This is a genomic window from Zhihengliuella flava, assembly GCF_015751895.1.
GTDB classification, from domain to species: Bacteria; Actinomycetota; Actinomycetes; order Actinomycetales; family Micrococcaceae; genus Zhihengliuella; species Zhihengliuella flava.
The window spans coordinates 1-18,426 of the sequence record NZ_JADOTZ010000001.1; the positions used below are offsets into that span (position 1 = coordinate 1).

General features: G+C 64.2%; 30 protein-coding genes. 1 reads left to right on the top strand and 29 read right to left on the bottom strand.

Annotation, left to right across the window (positions count from 1 at the left end):
- From IW252_RS00005 to IW252_RS00145, 29 genes are all read right to left on the bottom strand, one after another.
- The coding region (locus IW252_RS00005) for a tape measure protein (RefSeq protein WP_196834693.1) at positions 1 to 2,331 on the bottom strand (2,331 nt) is incomplete at its 3' end.
- Positions 2,332 to 2,403: 72 nt separating this feature from the next.
- Positions 2,404 to 2,787, bottom strand: coding sequence for a hypothetical protein (locus IW252_RS00010; protein ID WP_196834694.1), 384 nt, complete (start codon positions 2,785 to 2,787; stop codon positions 2,404 to 2,406).
- A gap of 50 nt (positions 2,788 to 2,837) precedes the next feature.
- A complete protein-coding gene (locus IW252_RS00015) occupies positions 2,838 to 3,176 on the bottom strand; it encodes a hypothetical protein (RefSeq protein WP_196834695.1) in 339 nt (112 codons plus the stop codon).
- Between the two features lie 28 nt (positions 3,177 to 3,204).
- On the bottom strand, positions 3,205 to 3,375 hold the full coding sequence (locus tag IW252_RS00020; protein WP_196834696.1) for a hypothetical protein: 171 nt from the start codon (positions 3,373 to 3,375) through the stop codon (positions 3,205 to 3,207).
- Between the two features lie 88 nt (positions 3,376 to 3,463).
- A complete protein-coding gene (locus IW252_RS00025) occupies positions 3,464 to 4,129 on the bottom strand; it encodes a hypothetical protein (RefSeq protein WP_196834697.1) in 666 nt (221 codons plus the stop codon).
- Between the two features lie 64 nt (positions 4,130 to 4,193).
- A complete protein-coding gene (locus IW252_RS00030; protein WP_196834698.1) occupies positions 4,194 to 4,601 on the bottom strand; it encodes a hypothetical protein in 408 nt (135 codons plus the stop codon).
- The gene (locus IW252_RS00035) at positions 4,598 to 4,891 is read right to left on the bottom strand and encodes a hypothetical protein (RefSeq protein ID WP_196834699.1); all 294 of its coding nucleotides are present in this window, start codon (positions 4,889 to 4,891) and stop codon (positions 4,598 to 4,600) included. The genes IW252_RS00030 and IW252_RS00035 overlap by 4 nt, the downstream gene beginning before the upstream one ends.
- Before the next feature lie 8 nt (positions 4,892 to 4,899).
- The gene (locus tag IW252_RS00040; protein WP_196834700.1) at positions 4,900 to 5,235 is read right to left on the bottom strand and encodes a hypothetical protein; all 336 of its coding nucleotides are present in this window, start codon (positions 5,233 to 5,235) and stop codon (positions 4,900 to 4,902) included.
- A gap of 6 nt (positions 5,236 to 5,241) precedes the next feature.
- A complete protein-coding gene (locus IW252_RS00045) occupies positions 5,242 to 5,682 on the bottom strand; it encodes a Gp19/Gp15/Gp42 family protein (RefSeq protein WP_196834701.1) in 441 nt (146 codons plus the stop codon).
- A 16-nt stretch (positions 5,683 to 5,698) separates the two neighbouring features.
- Positions 5,699 to 6,037 carry a hypothetical protein gene (locus IW252_RS00050; protein WP_196834702.1) on the bottom strand — a complete coding sequence of 113 codons (339 nt, stop codon included), beginning with the start codon at positions 6,035 to 6,037 and terminating at the stop codon, positions 5,699 to 5,701.
- Positions 6,038 to 6,126: 89 nt separating this feature from the next.
- Complete coding sequence (locus IW252_RS00055) at positions 6,127 to 7,155, bottom strand: major capsid protein (protein WP_196834703.1); 1,029 nt, start codon at positions 7,153 to 7,155, stop codon at positions 6,127 to 6,129.
- A 19-nt stretch (positions 7,156 to 7,174) separates the two neighbouring features.
- Positions 7,175 to 7,561 carry a hypothetical protein gene (locus IW252_RS00060; RefSeq protein WP_196834704.1) on the bottom strand — a complete coding sequence of 129 codons (387 nt, stop codon included), beginning with the start codon at positions 7,559 to 7,561 and terminating at the stop codon, positions 7,175 to 7,177.
- A 17-nt stretch (positions 7,562 to 7,578) separates the two neighbouring features.
- Positions 7,579 to 8,247, bottom strand: coding sequence for a hypothetical protein (locus tag IW252_RS00065; protein WP_196834705.1), 669 nt, complete (start codon positions 8,245 to 8,247; stop codon positions 7,579 to 7,581).
- An 85-nt stretch (positions 8,248 to 8,332) separates the two neighbouring features.
- The gene (locus IW252_RS00070) at positions 8,333 to 9,067 is read right to left on the bottom strand and encodes a VG15 protein (RefSeq protein ID WP_196834706.1); all 735 of its coding nucleotides are present in this window, start codon (positions 9,065 to 9,067) and stop codon (positions 8,333 to 8,335) included.
- Between the two features lie 2 nt (positions 9,068 to 9,069).
- A complete protein-coding gene (locus IW252_RS00075) occupies positions 9,070 to 10,620 on the bottom strand; it encodes a phage portal protein (RefSeq protein WP_196834707.1) in 1,551 nt (516 codons plus the stop codon).
- Between the two features lie 18 nt (positions 10,621 to 10,638).
- Positions 10,639 to 12,162: a terminase large subunit gene (locus IW252_RS00080; RefSeq protein WP_196834708.1), complete on the bottom strand. Its 1,524-nt coding sequence runs from the start codon at positions 12,160 to 12,162 to the stop codon at positions 10,639 to 10,641.
- Between the two features lie 21 nt (positions 12,163 to 12,183).
- Positions 12,184 to 12,636: a hypothetical protein gene (locus tag IW252_RS00085; RefSeq protein WP_196834709.1), complete on the bottom strand. Its 453-nt coding sequence runs from the start codon at positions 12,634 to 12,636 to the stop codon at positions 12,184 to 12,186.
- 11 nt (positions 12,637 to 12,647) lie between these two features.
- Positions 12,648 to 13,040 carry a hypothetical protein gene (locus tag IW252_RS00090; protein ID WP_196834710.1) on the bottom strand — a complete coding sequence of 131 codons (393 nt, stop codon included), beginning with the start codon at positions 13,038 to 13,040 and terminating at the stop codon, positions 12,648 to 12,650.
- A 9-nt stretch (positions 13,041 to 13,049) separates the two neighbouring features.
- Positions 13,050 to 13,592 (bottom strand): bifunctional DNA primase/polymerase, encoded by a 543-nt coding sequence (locus tag IW252_RS00095; protein ID WP_196834711.1) that lies wholly within the window; start codon positions 13,590 to 13,592, stop codon positions 13,050 to 13,052.
- A 268-nt stretch (positions 13,593 to 13,860) separates the two neighbouring features.
- Positions 13,861 to 14,172 (bottom strand): HNH endonuclease signature motif containing protein, encoded by a 312-nt coding sequence (locus IW252_RS13770; protein ID WP_196834712.1) that lies wholly within the window; start codon positions 14,170 to 14,172, stop codon positions 13,861 to 13,863.
- An 82-nt stretch (positions 14,173 to 14,254) separates the two neighbouring features.
- The gene (locus IW252_RS00105; RefSeq protein ID WP_196834713.1) at positions 14,255 to 15,001 is read right to left on the bottom strand and encodes a hypothetical protein; all 747 of its coding nucleotides are present in this window, start codon (positions 14,999 to 15,001) and stop codon (positions 14,255 to 14,257) included.
- A 7-nt stretch (positions 15,002 to 15,008) separates the two neighbouring features.
- On the bottom strand, positions 15,009 to 15,407 hold the full coding sequence (locus tag IW252_RS00110) for a RusA family crossover junction endodeoxyribonuclease (RefSeq protein ID WP_196834714.1): 399 nt from the start codon (positions 15,405 to 15,407) through the stop codon (positions 15,009 to 15,011).
- 17 nt (positions 15,408 to 15,424) lie between these two features.
- On the bottom strand, positions 15,425 to 15,886 hold the full coding sequence (locus tag IW252_RS00115; protein WP_196834715.1) for a hypothetical protein: 462 nt from the start codon (positions 15,884 to 15,886) through the stop codon (positions 15,425 to 15,427).
- Positions 15,887 to 16,147: 261 nt separating this feature from the next.
- On the bottom strand, positions 16,148 to 16,354 hold the full coding sequence (locus tag IW252_RS00120; protein WP_196834716.1) for a hypothetical protein: 207 nt from the start codon (positions 16,352 to 16,354) through the stop codon (positions 16,148 to 16,150).
- The gene (locus IW252_RS00125) at positions 16,351 to 16,554 is read right to left on the bottom strand and encodes a hypothetical protein (RefSeq protein ID WP_196834717.1); all 204 of its coding nucleotides are present in this window, start codon (positions 16,552 to 16,554) and stop codon (positions 16,351 to 16,353) included. The genes IW252_RS00120 and IW252_RS00125 overlap by 4 nt, the downstream gene beginning before the upstream one ends.
- On the bottom strand, positions 16,547 to 16,807 hold the full coding sequence (locus IW252_RS00130) for a hypothetical protein (protein WP_196834718.1): 261 nt from the start codon (positions 16,805 to 16,807) through the stop codon (positions 16,547 to 16,549). The genes IW252_RS00125 and IW252_RS00130 overlap by 8 nt, the downstream gene beginning before the upstream one ends.
- Entirely contained in the window at positions 16,797 to 17,270 is a 474-nt protein-coding gene (locus tag IW252_RS00135) for a hypothetical protein (protein WP_196834719.1), read from the bottom strand. The genes IW252_RS00130 and IW252_RS00135 overlap by 11 nt, the downstream gene beginning before the upstream one ends.
- Positions 17,263 to 17,907, bottom strand: a complete 645-nt coding sequence (locus IW252_RS00140) for a hypothetical protein (RefSeq protein ID WP_196834720.1) — start codon at positions 17,905 to 17,907, stop codon at positions 17,263 to 17,265. The genes IW252_RS00135 and IW252_RS00140 overlap by 8 nt, the downstream gene beginning before the upstream one ends.
- Positions 17,904 to 18,149, bottom strand: coding sequence for a hypothetical protein (locus tag IW252_RS00145; RefSeq protein ID WP_196834721.1), 246 nt, complete (start codon positions 18,147 to 18,149; stop codon positions 17,904 to 17,906). The genes IW252_RS00140 and IW252_RS00145 overlap by 4 nt, the downstream gene beginning before the upstream one ends.
- Here IW252_RS00145 and IW252_RS00150 point away from each other — a divergent pair.
- Complete coding sequence (locus IW252_RS00150) at positions 18,133 to 18,372, top strand: hypothetical protein (RefSeq protein WP_196834722.1); 240 nt, start codon at positions 18,133 to 18,135, stop codon at positions 18,370 to 18,372. The genes IW252_RS00145 and IW252_RS00150 overlap by 17 nt on opposite strands.
- Positions 18,373 to 18,426 lie beyond the last annotated feature (54 nt).

Here is an 18,426-nt window from a genome sequence, read left to right on the forward strand (position 1 = left end):
GTCGAGAACCATTCCCATGCCGGTCCGGCCTGCGACGGCATTCCAGCCGATCTTGCGTACAACGCCGTTGAGCATGGCCCGGACCATGGTGCCGACAGGAACAGCAAAATCGATGCCTGCGTGCGGGTACCGGCCTCGGGAAGCTCCGAAACCGGAGGTGATGACACCACCAGCCGGACGTGCAAAGGAACCCAGCGGCCCGTCGTACGTCATCGGCCCGCCGTCGGCCTGCTCGTCCTTACCGCGAATCCAGTCAAGAGCCTTCTCGATGGCCCCTGACGTCGCACGCTTGGCAAGGTCACCAATTCCTGAATCCGGCAGCATTGCCGCCAGCCCGTCTTTCAATGGGTTCAGGATCAGGCCGGCAGCCTTCGCGAGACCTCCACGGATCCACGAGACAGCACTGGAGAACGCCTTGGACACGCCGCCTGTGAAGTCCGACCAGAACCCGCCGACGCCTGCATGGGACTGCATGCCACCAGCGAGGGCATCTTTCGGCATCTGCTGTTTCCCAGCCAGCATGGCCTCGGTTTGCGTTGCCGTGTACACGCGGCCTGGACGGCCAAAGTCCACGAGCTCAGGCCCTTCCTCACCGACGAGTGCCCAGCCGCCCTTGTGCAGACCACCCTTCGCGAACTTGGGGATGGTGGCTAGCTCGGGGAGTGGATCGCCTCCGACGATGGAACGCACTTTGTTCAGAGCCTTGCGTAGCCCGTCGTTGTAGACAGTCCCGATGACGAAGTTGATTGGCGCTGCCGCGATGTTGCGGATGGTGTTCCAGATTTCTTTGATGCCCTCGACGCCGCGTTCGAACGCCGGCTTCACCTTGTCCTCAATGAATCCACCAAGAGCCGTGAAGACCGGCTGAATATGGTTCTCCCACACGTCCTTGATCGTCGACGAGATTCCGTCCCAGACCGGCTTGATGATGTTCTTCCACAGCCACGTGAAGATCGGTGCCACCACGTTCTGGATGACCCACTTGATGGTGTGGAAGATGGTCGAGATGATGCCCCAAGCGATCTGAATGGCTCCGGAGATCGCAATCCAGACTGGTCGGAGTACGTTCTCCCATAGCCACTGGAAAGCAGGGGCTAGGACGTTGTTGACGAAGCCGACGAGTGCGTCGAACGTGGGTTTGATGATGCTTTCCCACGCGAACTTCACCGCGTTCTGGATCGCTTCCCAGGCCGCGTTCATGATGTTGCGGGCAGTTTCGTTGTTGTTGTACAGCCAGACCAGTGCGCCCACCAGAGCGCCAATGACGGTGATGATGAGCCCGATCGGGTTAGCGGCAACTGCGGCGTTGAAGAGCAGCATCGCTGCACGGGCGGCGTGAATCCATCCGGTTACCGTGGTGATGATCTTCATTGCGATGAGCCCTACAACGAGGCCAGCCACCACGGACGCAACGAGCTGAACGGCTTCCTTGTTCTGCTGGAACCAATCGAAAGCGCTCTTCAACGCCGGGATCAGGGTGTCGCGCAGGAACGAGCCAACCGCTTCACCGACTACTTTGGCCTTCTCCTCCAGAGGACCGAGCCACTCGATGGCCTTCGAAAAGAAATCGCGTACCAGCGGGTACACATCGGACATCAGGTTCGCGCCAACACGGCCCAGGGCGGCCATCGTGTTTTTGAACGCGCCCGTCATCGTTTCGCCGGACTTTTGCGCGGCGCCGCCCATTCCGCCTTCCATGGCGTTCTGGAATGTCGCGAAATCGATCTCGCCCCGGGATGCAAGCTCCCGGACCTCCTCGGCCGAGGCACCCAGCTCCTCACCGAGGAGTTGCAGGATGGGAATGCCACGCTCGCCCAGCTGGGCGAGCTCCTCGCCCTGAATCTTCCCCTGGGCAGAGATCTTGTTGAAGATGGCGCCCATCTCGTCAAAACCGATTCCAGCGATCGTCGCCGAGTCACCGATAAGGGTGAGGGTCCGCTCGAGTTCTTGACCGGGCTTCACACCGGATGCGACAGCGCCAGCTGCGGCCGTCGCTGCTTCACCCAGACCGAAGCTCGTGCCCTTCACGGACTCGTTGGCGTTCTGCATGATGGTCTCGACGGTCTCGATGTCGTGTCCGAGGCCCGTCAACTTCGCCCGAGCGTCCTCGATGGCCTTGAGGCGGCCGAACCCCTTGGTAAGCGCTGCGGCAAGGCCCGCCCCGATTCCGGCGATGCCCACCGCTGCACCAGCCTTAAGCGCACCCCCAATGCGGCCGCCTGCTTTTTCAGCAGGGCCGGTTGGAAGCTTGTCGGTTTCTTTGCCCACCTCACGCTGGAAGTCTTTGAAGGAGGGGCGGATGAGCACTTCTGCGACGCCAATTGTGGGCATTCCGAGCCTCCCTAGGTACGCGAAAGGGCCGCCTCTGTTGCGTGAGAGGCGGCCCTTCTTGTGGGGTGCGATTTAGATGTCAGTTGCGTCGAATCCGAACTGTTGAATGAAGTCCTGTGTCCAGGTGCGCTCGGCACGCTCAATCGCCTTGTCGATCTCGGTGCGTGGAGCGGGGAACGGGGATTCTGCCGGAGGTTTTCCGCCGGCGGCCGCGATGGTGGCCTGCCTGTTCTGCTTCAGCTCGTGGACGATCTCGCGGAGAATCTTCGCGTGGAGATCGAACTCGGACGTGCGCGGCGCCCACTCTTCTTCCAACTGTGGCATGGCCGCGATAGCTTCCGCGGCTTCAGGGTCATTGGCTATAGCCTCGTTGAGCCGGCAAGCGGCGGGCAGCATGTCGATTAGGTCGAGCAGGCCAACCCACCGCCCTGCCGCATACCACTCCGCGAGGTCCACACCGTACTCGGAGAGTAGGTCGGCGCGAACCTCGCGGCGGTAGCGGGTGATTAGCTCTCGGAGGCGTTGCCGTTTCCCTCGTCACCGTACGATTCCTCGTAGTAGGCAATCGCCGCCTGAACGACGGCGGAGAGCTCGCGCACGGACAGCTTTTCCGCCTTCAGCTTGTCGGCGTCGGCCGTGGAGAGCCACTTGCTCAGGACGCCCCAGCTCGTGGAGTTCCGGTTGAGACCGGAGAAGATTTCCTCAGCCTCGACCGATTCCATCGCGTACACGTCAGGGAACGTGACGATCTTGGAACCTGACAGAGAGACCCGGAACGGGTCAATCTTCTTGATTTCCTTGCGGAGCTTGGACAGGGACAGGTTGACTGCTGGACGCGTGGTCATTGGGAAAACCTCCGGGTGTGAGGGTTGGCTACTTGGCTGGCTTGGGCTTGGGCGTCTGCTCCGGTGCCGGGTTCAGCGGCTTGTCGTCGGCGGACTTCTTGTCGGTCTCTACTTCGACAAACCCTTCGGCGCGGAGCTGTGCGGCCTCGCGCGGCAGGTCGGTTTCGATGGTGAGATCACCCTTCTTGAAACGGGCCATGATGTGCTCCTAAAAGATTCGGGCGTGAACGTAAAGCTGGGCGCACCGCACACCCGGAGACGGTGCGCCCAGCAGTCTGTGGGTGGGGTTAGGCGGCGGCCTGAGTGAACCCGAGCACGTCAGTGGAGGCCGCGGCACCGGTGCCGCCGAGGTAGTGGCGAACCGGGACGCCGACCTCGTCGTCGGTGAAGACGTTGAGGGTCAGCTGTCGCGATGCTGCGCCTTCGCGGCCCCAGACTTCTTCGCCTGTGGCGTTGAGCTTCACGGCGCCGTATCCCTTGCCGAGGATCCACTGATTCGCGGCGGGACCGTCAGCACCGATGATTAGCAACCGCCATTCGGCGTCGACGGGCAGGTCTGGTTCGTCGATGACGATTTCACCGTTGGTGGCCTGCTCCACGGCGGAGAGGTCCGTGCCGTAGATCAGTTCGTACATGTGGCGGCGGCCGGTTTCCAGGGCCGTGAACGACACGGACCGGGGGACACGCGTCACGTCGGAACGCACAGGGGAGGCGTACCCGAGTGCGTCGATGTCTTCGGACTCGATCTCGCGCGAGAAGTTGTATCCGTCCGGGGTGACAAGTCCAATCGGAAGGAATCCGAGAGCCTTGATGTCGATGGGCTGGGAATCCGGGCCAGTGATGGCGGCCGGCAATTCTACGGTCTTGGGTGCGATGAAGGCCACGGCCTTCTTGATCTTGCGGACAAGCTTCCGCTCGTCTGCTTCATCCTGAATGGTCGAGAACGTGGGCATAACAGTTTTCCCCTTCCAAGGGCGTCAGTCAGGTTGGTGTGGTTCCCCGGCGTGTTTGTGGGGTCTAAGTGATCGGCCTTGAGGTGACGAGGAAGCGTGCCTCGGCCTTGTTGAGCTTGTCCGAGATGTAGGGCACCTCGGTTGGTACTGACTCGACGGCGATTTCGTCGAGGTACCCGGACGGGGTTTCGATGGAGTCACCGACGATGGACGCCCGGATTGACTCCAGCGTGTTGACGGCCTGCTCGCCCGGGGCATAGACCTCAATCGTCACCCGGTCGACTCGGTCGACGTACCCTTCAGTGCCGCCCATCGTGTAGATCAGAGCGATCGGGAAGGGCTCCTCGAGCGCGCCGCGCGAGTCGGTGGGGAGACGATAGACAGCGCGCACTGGATTACCGAGGTGCTCGGCCTCATCGATTAGGTCGAAAAGGCAGGCGCGAGTGTCGGGGAAGACAAGCGCTTCGATCATCCGCGCACCTCCATGGATCGTGCGACACGGAGCAACACCCCGTCGCGCCAGTCCCGCCAATGCTTCGTCGTCTCACGGACTGCGGCGCCCGCGCGCCTATCGTTCGCCCAACCGCCCGTGACGATCGCGGGAGCGGACGCGTAGGTGCTGTCGCCGACGGAGTTTGCGTTACCGGCCAGATCCATCGCGGCGTCATTGCACGCCCGGCCCGCGACCTTCGGGTCCGCAGCCAGCTGCTTGATGCCGCCAGGCAGCGCCCGATAGTGACGCGACCCAGGGACTCGCTTCATCGCCACCATCAGCCCATCACCAACCCCACCTCAGATCCGGCCGGCCACTCACCAGGCCGCCCGTCGACCTGCCACGTCCCTGCCATCCGGTTGGGCGCGTCGATGCGGATTCGGTCCGTCGAGTAGTACCGGAACGTCGTGTCCTCGTCGTACAGAACCGCCGTCACGTCGGCCACGTCGGAACGGTCCACGGGGTCATTCGTTGCTCGCGGCGCGACCAAGAGCCGGCCGCGCGGGATTTCCTGATCCTCTAACGGGTTGCCCTTGTCGTCACGGCCGCCAGAGCGCAGCACGGTCACCGGGCTCTTCCACGCGTCGGGGAGTCGTCCAGCGGGAGAGAACATGGCCAATCACCAGCCCAAGTATTCGCGTTCGGACATGACCGCCGGCCCAGGGCGACGTGCGGGCGCCGGGTGCGTCGTGAACGCTTTCCGATTCCGTGCGGAGCCGCCGAGGATTCGCCGGTCATTCTTAGTCAGGTACAGGACCGCGTCGGCGTCCCGGTACTGGAACGTCTGACTGAATGGGCCCGTCGTGTCGGTCCGTTGAGTGACGCCCGGGTCCCGGTCGTCGGGCCGCTCGAGGGCACGGCGAACCATCCCGCAGACGATGATCTTCACCGCCTCGTCGTCGAGCGTCCCGGCCGCGATCCGCGCGTCGACGTCCGGGTACCAGGCCCGGAGCAGCGTGGAGGCATCCTCGAGGAACAGCGTCACCGTGTCCTGGTCGAGGTCGGCGGGCATGCTCGACCACCGCTTCTGCAGGTCTTGGTAGGTTGCGTATGCCGCCATCGGTGCCTCCTAGCGGTCAGCGGCGCCGGGTGCGCGCCGTGCGGGTCTTCGGCGCGGCCTTGACCGAGGACGTCAGCGGGGCTTCATCAGTCTGCTCTTCGGCCTCGTCCGCCTCTTCAGCAGCGCCGTGGGCCTCAGCCTCGCCGTTCTCGGAAGCGTCGTCTTCGGTCGACTCGTTGTCGGCCGTCGATTCTTCCTCCTCCGGGGCTGGCGTCTGCTCTTCGGCCTCGTCCGTGCGGAGCACGTGCGCACCTACTTTGGCCCAAGACGGGACGGCGTCGCCGGGCGCGAAGTGATGCACGCGCCGATGCTTATCAGTCACCACCGTGTGGGCTGCGAAAACCTTCTTGCTCATGGGTGTTTCCTTCCTGGGAAAGCAGTGGCGGCCGGCCCGAACGGAGACCGACCGCCACTAGCGGGGTTCCCTGTCGCAGGGTCGCTCTACTAGGAGAGGACCGTGCCCTGCAGGGTCAGGTTCGGGTTGACGAGCACCGGCAGCGAGATCGCGTCGGCAACCGCCGTCGCAATGTGTGGAGGCAGGTCTCCCTTGTGCACGGACGCAACGATGCCGGGAAGCTCAGCTTCCTCGATCTCGTAGTCCGCGTCCGTCGCAGCCAACGTCAGACCCCACAGGGTGGCGCCGAGATCCGTAGGCTCTTCAGCCTCCGTGGACAGGAACGGATCCGGCAGGAAGAGAAGGCCGGTGTCCGGGATGATGCGCCCCTGCGAGGTGCGGGCGTCGTTGACGACGAGGCGCGGCAGGTTGTGCGCGGCGAGAATTGCGTTGATCTCGTCGATCGGTGCCGGGCGGGTCGCACCGTTGGCACCGGTCACCGCGAACGTGTCGTGGTTGGCGATGACGCGCAGCACGCGAGAGGACACGAGGATGACACCAGCGGACTGGCCGTTGGTCTCACCGTAGATGTCGTTCCAGGCGGTCATGTCGGACAGGGGGTTCGCCCCGGCACCGTCCCACAGGTTCGCGGCGGTCTGCGAGTGGTTCGCTGCACGACCAAAGTCGTCGTCCGACTTGAAGTTCGGCTGGTTGATCGTGGCCTTACCCGTGTAGAGGGTCTGGCCGCGCAGCCGGTTCGCACGGTCGATGGTCGCCTTGACGGCCTTGCGGACCTCACGCTCGACGGCGCGGCGGACCGCGTCATCGGAGGCGTTGCGGATGCGCAGCTGCTTGTACTCCGACACGGGCCGGATCTGGCCAAGAGCAGGGAGTTCGACGAGGAACGACTCCGCGGTTTCGCCGCCGTCGAATTCGAGCTCTGCGTCGTACGCGCGGTACTTCGCCTCGCTAACCTGCAGCGAACCCTCACCCTTGGTGATGCGGACGCTGATGTCGTCGTGCGGGACGTTCGGGAGCCAAGCCGCCAGCGAGTTCGCGTCGGCGTCGATGTCTGCCGCAGCAGCGCGGGCGAACCCGGTCAGCTCGGCAGGGGAAATGAGATCGGTCCAAAGAGCCATTTTGTGTAGCCCCCCTTTCTTAGACGAAGACGATCGTGGTTGCGGACGACTTCTCGGCTGCTGCCGGGGCCGTGAAGTCGCCCGGGACATTGGCCGTCACGACGCGACCGTGGTCGTACAGGGCGGCCGGCACGTCGGTGGTGCCGGAGACCGGAGTGTCCGTGAGGACGAAGCCAGCGAGGATGCCAGCACCGGTGACCGTGGCCTCCGCCGAGTCGTAGGGGACGAGCACTCCGGACACCTTGGCCACCGGGGTGCCAGACGGGATGTAGCCGTCGGGGTAGTGGGTGGACTCCGTGAACGCGGAGACATCGATCATTTCGGTGCGAGCGTTACGCAGCGCGTGGGCAGCGCCCACCCACGAGTAATCGCCGCCACCGTAGGTCTCAGTCGTGAGACGAGGCATGGCTTAGTTCCCTTCTGTTAGTCAGCCTGTTTTTTGTTGCGCGAGTAGCGCGAGGTGTAGCGGTCACGGCCGCTGTCCATCAGCGAGCCGCTGCCTGGCTTGTCGCCGTTGCGGCGAGTTCCCGAACCCGGTACCGGGTCCGAGCCACCCTTCTGCGTCTTGACCAGCTTCGAGATCCGCTCAGCCGATGACAGGAAGGACTCCGCGTCCTGACCAACCACGAGGTCTTGGTAGTCCTCCGGGACTGGGTGCTTCGCCAGGGCGGCTAGGCGCCAGTTCTCGCGCTCGAGCTGTTCCGCGCGCTCGGACGCTTCCTTCGCGCGCTTCTCAGCCTTCTCTTTCTCGGAGAGGTCCTTCTCGGTGAGCTGGTCGTACCTGTCCTGCAGTGCCTTGAGGTCGGCCTCGGCCTTCTTCTTCGCCGCACGTTCGGCCTTGAGCGCCTTCTGCCCGGCCTCGCCGAGCTTCTCGTTGCCGTCCCCGTCGCCCTCGTTCGGCTTCGGCTCTCCCTCACCCTTCGATGCGGGATCATCACCGTTTCCGCCCTCATTGGACTTTGGGGCCGGATCGGGTGCGCCGCCCGGGTTGCCCTCGACGAATCGGGCGCCCTGCATGCCAATCGCTGACATGTAGTAGGGGACCGGCTCGCAGAGAGGGTGCGTGCGCGCGGGGGTGCTGTGGCTGGTCATAGTGTGCTCCTTCGGGTGGTTGCCCCGTCGCGGGGCGACAAAACCCAAGCCCGTCGCAGGCAAGGGAAAACTAGGGGACCGGCGCTCACAGGAGGAGCGGGTCGTAGACGCCGTCGCGTAGCAGGTCCGGGTGCTGGCGGCGCATCACCGCGGCAATCGTCTTGATGTCAGAACGGGTACCTGCTTCGTTCGCGGCCTCGTTGTAGATCTCGTACATGCCCTCCGGGTCGTAGCCCTCGGGGTAGTCATCCCACGAATCCAGTGGGGTCGGGACGCAGTCACATTCGCCGTGGTACTTCTCGCCGTCGGACCCGTACTTCGCGGACTTTTCTGACAGGTAGACGGCGTCACGGGAGGCAAGGACCATGCAGAACGCACAGGTCTTCTTACCGGTCGGCACGCGCGCCCACATCCGGCCGTCACGGTCCGCATTCCAGGCGACCGTGTCGCGGCCCGGCTGCTTCACCCACTTGTCCGTGGCCACACGCAGCAGCCCGAGGGTCGCCGACGGGTTCTCATGGAACAGGCCGTCGGCGGCGTACCGGATACCAGCCTGCACACGCTCGGCGGTTACCGAAGCCGCGAGCGTCGTACCGCGTGCGGTGCCCGTGGTCTTCTCGTACCAGTCCGCGGCGATCGCCGCCGACGACTGCCCGTACACCTCCACCAGCAACGGCAGGAACTCGAGCAGCGCATTGCGGGCCGCTTCCGGCCGCGCCACGTCGAGGGTCGCAAAGAATCCCTCGAGCTCGCGGACCACGAGCGTGGACAAGTCCTGGTTAGACGTCCGGTACTGCTCGAGGTCCGCGCGCTGCACCATGGCTAGTCACCTGTCCTGATCGTGATCGGATCGCCCTCAATGAACTCGACGCCTTCAAGACCGGCGAGGCGCGCCGCGGAGTCCGCGGTGACGCCGGCGCGGCGAAGAACGCCGAGCGCGTCAGCCCGGTCACGCAAGCTCGTCTGCTCGCCCTGACCGGCACTAGTGTCGGTACCGCGCGCGGCCGCAGAGAGCAGCTCGAGCCGCTGGGCCCCGAGCACGCGCTGACGCTCCTGCTTCAACCGGTCGATCTGGTCGATATCGAGGCCGAACATCTCCAACGCCGTATCCGACTCGGCAGCCCAGGGGAACGCGGCCACGAACTTCTGGGCCGTGTCCGCCTGCACCGACTTCGTCAACGTGGCCGGCGACAGGAAGTCCGGGCGCAAACTCTTCAATGTCGACCGCGCCGTGTCCGAGAACTCGCCGTAGGTCAGCCGAATCACGGCCTCGGCGAGCATGCGCCGGGCCGCACCGATCGGCTTCAACTGGTCCTCGACCCGGGAGACGAGCTCGGCCTCAGCGGCGCGGATCGCATCGGCCGAAGCCGGATTGTCTTGGATGATGCCGAAGTAGGAGACCGGGATGCCAGTGTCCGCAGCGATCATCATGCTGATCGCGCGCAGCTGATCGTTGTGGGGTTGCTGGGACGCCTGCGGCAGGAACTTCAGATCGGCCCGCTGCAGCTCGCCGACCTCCTCGTCGTACGTGTCGGGGACGCCCCACACGCCGCCGATCATCGCATCCAGCGGCGAGACCCGGTTACCCTTCGCATCCTGGAAGTGTGCTTCATCGGCGCCCATCAGGGCCGCACGCGGCGCTGAGTAGAACTCTGCGTTGACCTCGCCGCGCAGCAAGGTGCGTGTCGCCGCGTCGGTGTGACCCATGACCGCATTCGTCATCAGCGACGTCCCGAACGGCTTCTCCAACGAGAATCCCCACCGGTACGGCACGCACGGAACGAAGCCAGCCTCGCCCTTGTACTCGTGCGTCACTTGCCATGCGTCCCGGCCGGAGCCGACCCGCTCAAGCTGCAACGTCCAGCCCGGAAGGAACAGGTACATCTCCGACTTCGATACGATTTCAAGCGCAGCCGTCACACGGCCCGTGCGCATGTCTGTCTCCGCCGTCGCCTCAATGGCCGAACGGGCCGCGAAGACCAGCTCCGGCTCGTCCTGCGACTGGTCGCCCTTGGTGACGAACATAAACGCGCACGAATGTAGGCCCGCTGACTCAATCGCCGCGCGCTCCAGCATCTGAACGTACGGATCCTGCAGGGTCTCATTGATCTTGTCCAGCAGCTCCGACCGCGTCTTCAGGCGGTACCCGTCAGGGCGGACACGCTGCACCGGCACCCGGACCGCCTTAGCCGGCCACCCAATCGCCGTCTGAAAGCTCTGCATGTGCGGCGGGATGGAGAACCCAAGCTTGTCGAGCTTGCGCTCCATCTCCATATAGTCCGTGCGCAGCTGGTTCCGGCGCCGCTTGGACCGGATCGTCCGGAGCATCCGGTTGAAGATGGTGCGCTCATCATCGGTCAAGACACGGGCCACAACCGCACCTCCTCACTGCTAAGCGGCTATCGCGCCGCGCGTCTTCTTCCGTGCCGCCGGGCGGCGGCCAAACTTCTTCGCACCAAACAAGGCGCACGTCGTCGCCATCGTCGGGGTCAAATCCACGCTGAAATCGGTTCGGTTGAACTTGAAAGCGCCAGCCTTGCCGAACTTCTCTTTCGTCGTGCCCTCGATCGAATCGTCCAGTTGCTCCTGGCCAAAGTGACTGATCGACCTGAACCGGTGCACACTGTCGTCGAGCATTCCGCAGGCCTGCGAAAACTCCGCCGCGCCGAGCACGTAGACCCGCATGCCCTTACGCTTCAACGACGCCTCGAGCGACCGGATCGGCGAGAACGCGTCCATCACAATCGGGACGCGCTTCTTACACCGTCTCCACAGCCAGTCCGCGATCTGCCTCTCAGACATCGTCGACAGGTCAACCGGCTGATCATCCGTGGACACGTCATCAATCAGCTCAAGGTGGAAGCAGTCGTCCGGGGCGAACACAGCCGCGGCCATCGTCACGCGGGTGCGTTCCGGGTTCATGTCCAAACCGATCGCAGCGAGCGGCCAGTCGACCGGCACCTCCTCCAGGAGGAGCTCGTTCCACGACTCCATGGAGAATGCCTTCGACCCGTCGCGGGACTGCGGCCACATGTTCAACCGCTCACGAAGGAACGACGCCGCCGAGAAACTCGTCAGCTCATCATCGATCGTGTCCTCGAACATGCGGATGCCCAGGGCTGGGTTTGCTTCCGCCCAGTTCGCCTTGTCCGCGGCGAACCGGGCCATCTCGTCCGGCTTCATCTTGTCGATGTCACCCGCCGGAGACCACTCAAGGTACGCAGTGCGCTTACTCTTCCCCTTCAGCGCGCTACTGCGGATACGGACGAACGGCTCGCCCTTCTCCTCCAACCCCTCCGGAGGGGTACCCATGTAGATCGTCACCGGCTGGCCTGACGGCGCGGACGAAATCGCAGGCTTCAGCGCCTGAAGCTCTGCCTCCTGCAGATCCTGGGCCTCGTCGAGGACCAGAACGTCCGAGGTGTAGCCACGCCCGGACCCTTTAGACCGGGCCACGAACTCCACGAGTCCGCCGTTGTGCAGCTCGATCGCTTCCTGCCCGTTGGTGTTCCGGATTTCCTTCACCAAGGCGTTCAGCTCAGGGTAAGTCGCGTTCTTGTCGTTTTTCGTCTCGCCGAAGAACTGCTTCAGCCGGCGGAAAGCCTTACGCGCGGTCTTGACCTCGTGCGCCGTGTGAAGGATCTTCAACCCGAGGATTGCCATCGCGAACAGCTCGAATACCTCGAGTGCGCCGTTCTTGCCGTTCTGGCGAGGAACTGAGAGTCCCCAGATGGTGGCCGCCCACTTGTCATGGCAGGTGCGACGCATCCACGACTTCAGGACCGTCTGCTGCCACGGATCAGCTTCCAACCCATAGCCAGCGGCAAGCTCGATCGCATCAACAGCATCCGAGAGAGACGACTTCGCAGGCCTCGGGGCGATGCACACGCGCGGGATCTGGCTTCCCTTGAGCACGAGTCATCACCACCTCAACGGTTACCTACGCTGCTTCACCCTTTCGAACGGAGTCACGTTCTCCGGCAGTTCAGTTTCCGGGCGCGTATTCACCTCGGCTGCCTTTGAATCAAGGCCAAGGGACTTGAGTAGCTGAGCGAACGCAAGCGACTGCTGCCGGGCCTCGCCAAGGACGCTCTGAAACTTCACCTCGACCGTGAGACGGTCATCGCCGAGGTCGTCCTCCTTGGGCACGACGGACCGGAACTGCATCAGCTCTAGAACACCCTTGCCGCGGATGACTGAGTCGAGCTCATCCAGACGGTCAGCCGTCCGGGCCGCCTCCAGCACCACGGAATTTCTAACGGGGTCCTCGGTGGCCAACTCCTGCCAAATCTTCGCCCCACGCTTACCCAGACCGGGTGGCCGGCGCAGCTCGCCGGACTTCGTAGGCCGTGGCCGCTTCGACGTCGTCGTGGTCTTCTTCGTGGCCACGAGGCACCTCCTCAGTAGACGAGGAGCATGGACTCCCGCCTGGTAGCGAAGTTCGGGGCAAACAGCCGGGACGTGTCAGGGCGCCACCGTGTCGACGGCAAGTACACCCGATCAAGGATCAGCCCTTGTAGCGCCTTGTGTCTCATGTTCGCCAGGACGCGTATCTGGCCAGCGCCCTGCGCTTTGATGATCGCGAAAGCTCCGTCGCCTTCACCGCCGTCACGTGCAATCGTTACGGGCGCGTCATGGGTTTCATCGAGAGCCTGCGCCAAGGCACGGGATGCCGTGCGCAGCTGCTGATCATTACCCACGATCACTACGACGTCGCGGCCGCGCCGGCAATCGAGAATCGCCATGACCGCACGCCCCAACAGCGGGTGCGCCATCTCCAAAGCCGTCGGCATGTCAGCCTCCTACCGGGGGAGGCTGAACGGCTCCCCAGTGACTGCGATGTATCGATCCTTGCTGTAGAACTCGATGTTCCGGCCGTCTCGGATCTTCGCGCCGGGACCCTCTGGGGCCTCTACGAAGACGTGCACGCCGGTCCCAGACTGGGAGACTTCGGCGAAGAGGATCGGCTGCTGGATCTCGGCGAGGACATCGGCGGCCCATGGTTCGAGCCGACCGTCGGTGAGGCAGTGGTCGAGGTCGAAGCAGCCAATTCCGTCGCCGAGGACGAAGCCGAGGCCGACGCCGGCCGTGGAGGCTGCAGCGTCGTCGAAGGTCGCCCAGGTGGCGGCGTTTGTCGATGAGGCCGACCGGCCAGACGTTGTGACGGGGCGCTTGTTCGTTTCGCGCCGGACCCAGCGGCGGCGGCTGGTCATGGCCGCGGGAAACCGCGGTGCGCGCTTGGCTGCACGGTGCGCGGCGACTCGGCAGCGCACGGAGCAGAAGCGCGCGTGCTGGTTCTTGAATCCCAGCCCCGCGCCGCAGCGTTCACACGTCCGATTGGCCATGTCTCAAGTCTACCGGAAGCGCGACCACGTGTAACGCTTTTTACCCCGGAATCGTAAGGAACTTTGACGCCCGGGCAGCACGCCGCAACCCGGTTGAAAATAAGCCAAATCAGTGGCCCGAAAAACGCCTAGTCAAGCCGCCCTGCGCCGGAATTACGACCTCGGGGGGATATTGGCCCTATACCTTGTGGCGGGCCTGCCCGTGGGAGGGGGAGGGGTGGGTCCCCGGGTCACTTTCGACCCGGAGTAACTAAATCGACGGGGCTTATTACCATCGGCGTGATGTGCGCAGCCGCCGCGACGCCGCTGGCGCCCGTTGCCGTACCGCGTCAGGATCCTTGTTGCCGCGACGCTGATTGCAGATGCGATGCGCCAGGCGAACGTTGTCTCGCTCGAGCGGTGAGCCACCCTTGCTGACCGGAACGATCTCATCGACCTCTGGCGAGCCGGGAAGGCCGTGTGGCAGGGACTTGTCTACGGGCTTGCCGCAGAGCCAGCAGATGGACTCTTCGCGGATGACGCGTTTGCGGAGTTTAGTGCGGGCTGATCCGTTGGCGCGCCTGATGTTCGGGCCGCTCATGTGCCGCTCATGACCTGACCGGAGACATACTCCGGCGTCACTTTTGAGGGTATCACTTTTGACCTTCTCGTGGGGGTGTTTTCTAGGCGGCTTTGCTGAGGCGGGGGTGGCGCTTTTCGAAGTAGGCCCGGTAGACGTCTCCGGGGTAGTACAGCCGGAGGGTCTTCTTGGTGGTGGTGACGCGTTCGAGGACGTAGGGGAGCGCCCCGCGGATGGCCCAGTTCTCGATGTCTTTACCGGTGACGTGGGCGCCGGTGAGGTTGTGGACTTCTTGGCGGACTTCGCGCATGGGCATGGGGTTGCCGCGGGTGCGTTCGCGGGTGCGTTGGTTGAGGTCGCGGGTGGCGTGAAGGGCTTGGCAGCCTCGGCAGATGATGGCGGGTGCGTGGGTGTCGCCGGTGAGGAGCCATTGGCAGTGTTCGCCGGTGTGGAGTGGTTGATCGCAGGTGCCGTAGATGCGGGTGTCTGCTGGGTTGTCGACGAGTCGCCAGGCGCGGGCGAGGAGGTCTTTGAGCATGTGTTCGAAGTTGCCGGCGTGCTGGTCGCGTGCGAGCTCGTTGGCGTCGCGATGCTCCCAGATGGCGAGCGCGCGGCGCATGCTCATGGCCTCGTCGTCGAGCGGCATGGGTGAGCCTGTGGTTCTGCTGCCCTTGGTGGGCTGGTTGGCGGGGGAGGTTTGGTCTTGCCGGCACATGGTGGTGTAGAGCGTCTGCCGGGTTTCGGTGACTTGGTCGAGGAGCTGTTGGAGGTGGGTGGTGCAGTCTCGGCAGAGGTAGGTGCCGGTGGTGGGGTTTTCGCAGTCTGGGTGGGTGCAGGGCTGGGTGGTCATGGTGTGGTCAGTCTCCGATCTGGTGGACGGTGACGGTGGCGCCGGGTTTGTCGGCTGCCCATTCTTTGCGGGCGCTCCACCGGATGATTCGGGCGTCGTCGGTGATTGCTCCGGCTTGGGTGAGGCCGTCGCCGAGGGCGCGGAGGAGTTTGTCGAGGTCGGGTAGGCCGGCGGGGTGTGTTCCGAACCGGGATTTCTTGGGTTCGGGTAGGTGGAAGGTGGCGATGACGTGGAGGGGCCCGTCGTAGGGGTCCCAGTCGGGGCCGAGGGTGGTTTTGGTTTGGGCGATGATGGCTTGCCGCCAGGCGGGGAGCTTTTTGCTCATTTCGATGAGGCGGCCGTGGCCGACATGTCGTTTGCTGCCTTGTGGTGCGGGGGTGCCGTTGATGGTGAGGGTGAAGGTCATGGCGGGAGTTTCTCTTATCAGAAGGGTGGGGTGGCGTTGGGGTCGTGGTTTGTCGGCAGGTGGGGTGGTTTGAGGAAGCCGGGGAAGCGGGCGCCGCATTTGTGGGTGGGTAGGACGAGGTGTTTGTCGCTGGGTGGGGTGGTCATGCGTAGGTGGTCGCGGTAGTGGAGGTGCCAGCGGTTGTTGCCTTCGTGGGTGGCGTGGATGGTGGGGCGGTTGGTGAGGGTGCAGGCGTATTCGTCGGTGGGTGTGAGTGGGGTGGGGTCGGCGGTGATGGTTTGTGCGAGTTGGTCGGCGTTGAGGCCGGTGAGGGTGATGGCGCCGCATTGTGGGCAGCGGCTGAATTTGGCGGTGCGGAAGCCTCCGGTTTTGGTTTCGAGGGCGGCGCGGAGCCATTCGGGGAGTGGTTCTTTGGTGGCGGGTTTTTTCGTGGGTTGGGTGGTGTTGGGGGTGGTGAAGAGGGCGGGTTGGTTGGTCATGGTTTGTGGGTTAGGGGCACAAGGGGCACGTGTTTTGTTTGTTGTTCTTGCGCGGGTGTGTGTGCGGGTGGTATCGCGCGCGGGTGCGCACCTGCGCAAGGGTGTTTAACAGATGTTGTGCCCCTTGTGTCCCTGCTTGACCTCTCCCGTTTCTGTTTGCGTCTGGGAGCGTCTGCCTGATGTTGTGCCCCTGATCTGCCTGCATCTGGGAGCGTCTGCCCGATGTTGTGTCCCTGTGTGCCCCTGCGTGTTGGTGGTGGCTCATGTGACTGGTCCGTCTGGTTCGTGGTGTTCGCGGCCGTCGAGGCTGTAGTGCACCAGGACGCCTTCTTTGAGGATGGGGCCGCAGGCGCATTCGAATCCGAACTCGTGGGGGACGACGTCGTTGATGGGGATGACTTCGGGGTGTGGGTACTCGCCGTTGGGGTGGTAGCACGCCCAGGCGGCGCCGTCGGATGGAGTGGTCATATCCGGCAGTCGAGCTCGTCGCTGATCGCGCTGACGGTCGGGCAGGGGTAGGGCTCTTCGTCGATAACGCACCAGTCGTCGTTCGGGTCGACGCCGGCCGGCTTGTGCAGCTCCAGCACGGCCCGGATGGCGTTGGCCATCTTTTCCCCGGCGTCGACGTCGTCGTAGGTGTTCAGCCAGTCGCGGATGACCTTACTCATCGCTGTGCACCTCCAAGTTGATGTAGACGCCGCACTCCCGGAGGCGCTGTTCTGCGACGGGGAAGTTCTCGCGTCGCAGGGCGTCGATTGCTTGGTCTACGCGCCCGTGGCCTTCGTCGGAGGTCATGTCGCTTCGGAGCGGACCATCGACGTAGGGGATCATTTCGGTCAGTGTCGGGACGGAGAATTCGAAGGGGGCGCCGTTCTCGTCGCGGTTGTCGAGGTCTCGGAGCCGGTATAGTTCAGTGCTCATCGCGCACCTCCAGCTTTTCGGTGATCGTGCGGCGGATGCGGCGCGCGGCGTCGTCGTGGACTTGTGCGGCTTTCTCCATGGCTGCCGGGGCATCCGCGCCGGGGTAGAGCCGCGCTTTCTCGGCTTTGGTCTCGTGCCACTCAGCGAGGTCGAGCATGGCCCGGAGCGCGGCGGTCATGCGCGGCACGTCGGCGCGTGAGTGGGCGATGAACTCGGCGTTGCGCCGCATCTGGTCGTCTTGGGCGTCTTCGCCTTCGTCCCACGACTCGACCTCGTACTCAAGGATTCGGTCATCTACGCGCCAAGAGCTGGCACTCCTGCCTACACCGTTCTTCCACTCAGTGCGGGCGGTCCCAGCATTGACCTGAATATCCCCTTCGCAGTCCTCGCAGTCCCACGGCCCGTCGGTTGCGGCGTCGGCGCGTGCCTCGACCTCGGTCAGGTAGTCGTGGGCGTCATTCATGGTCGGCCTCCAGCTTGTCGGCGCGCTCTCGGAGCACGCGGGCCATAGTGTCCATGCGCTGCGCAATGAGCTGAGCACCGGGGAGTGGGACGGCACCCGCATCCTGCCGCCATTGCTCGGCGGCTTCGGATTCGATCACCTTCGCCGCTTCCCGCAAGGCGTCGGCCTTGACCTTGGCAAGCCAGTGGTCGAACATTTCGCGGGCCTCGCCTATGCTCGGCGCGTCCAGGTTTGCCAGCGCCCATACCTCCGGGTTGGCCTCATTCGCAGCCCACCCCTCGCGCACATCGTCTGTAGTCAGCGCGTACTTCTCAGGCATCGTCGGCTCCCAGGTGCTGGACGGTCGCGGGGAGGGGGCGGGGTATGGGGTGGTTGTGTCGGGTAGTGCTTGCTCGGTTTGTTGGGCGTGGAGCTTTTCGACGCCGGCCCAGAGTTCGTCGCCGTGGGTGGTGGGTGGTGTCCAGCCGGCTGCGGTCATGGCGGGGACGGCGTCGTTGAGGAATGCGAGGACGATTTTCTGGAGCCCGTGTTTGGTGGCGTCGGGGATGACGTCCCAGGGCACGCTTGCTTTGCCGGTGTCGTACGGTCGGCGGGCGATTGTTTCGACGAGTTCGGGAGTGATGTGTCGGTGGGTCATGGTTTTCTCCGGAGGTCGGCGGTTTCGATGAGGTCTGCTATCCAGCGGGGCAGGTGGCGGAGTTGGTAGAGCAGGAAGAGCAGGAAGAGCGGCCAGAAGGGCGCGAGGAGGATGGCTCTGGCGCCTCCTGTGCGTGTGTCGTCGTAGACCTCGCTGAGCCAGTAGAAGAGGAATCCTCCGAGCAGTATGTAAGTGGCGACAACGCCGTAGACGATGAGCGCGACGATGATCCATTCAGGCACGGTGCTCCTCCTTGCGGGGGTCGGGTTGGTTGTTGAGGAGTCGGTGGGCGATGAGGAGGCCGGTGGCTGCGGTGCGGAGGAGGTCGTGGATTTCGAGCAGCTGCTCGGTGTGGCCGTTGGTGCGGGTGGCGTGGATGATTTGTTGTTCGGATTCTTTGACGGTGAGGAGGGTGGCTTCGAGGCATCCGGTGACGGCGGCTTCGAGCTCGCGGCCGGGTGGTAGCCGTGCCGGCTTAGGTGTTGTGCGGGCGGGGTGGCCTTGTTTGGGTTTGCGGTG